Genomic DNA, 285 nt, shown 5'->3' with positions numbered 1-285 from the left:
TGGCTCCCCGAACAGGACTCGAACCTGTGACAACTCGATTAACAGTCGAGTGCTCTACCAACTGAGCTATCAGGGAAAATGGTGGGCCTTAGTGGACTCGAACCACCGACCTCACCCTTATCAGGGGTGCGCTCTAACCAGCTGAGCTAAAGGCCCTTTTATCGCATGTAATTGTTATGGGCAAAAAAAATACCACAGAGTGTGGTTGTCCGCTTGGCGGCGTCCTACTCTCCCAGGACCCTTCGGTCCAAGTACCATCGGCGCTGGAGGGCTTAACGGTCGTGT

2 tRNA genes and 1 rRNA gene are annotated in these 285 nt (G+C 53.7%); all 3 read right to left on the bottom strand.

Going from position 1 to position 285, the window contains the following annotated elements:
- Positions 1-76 (bottom strand) — tRNA-Asn (locus tag AC0MA3_RS26450).
- Between the two features lie 3 nt (positions 77-79).
- Positions 80-156 (bottom strand) — tRNA-Ile (locus AC0MA3_RS26445).
- Between the two features lie 55 nt (positions 157-211).
- Positions 212-285: ribosomal RNA gene (gene rrf / locus AC0MA3_RS26440) — 5S ribosomal RNA — on the bottom strand; the annotation flags it as partial.

It is taken from the genome of Paenibacillus sp. LS-5, assembly GCF_056121505.1.
The sequence above is the reverse complement of the archived record's forward strand: the minus strand, read 5'-3'. Positions and strand labels throughout refer to the sequence as shown.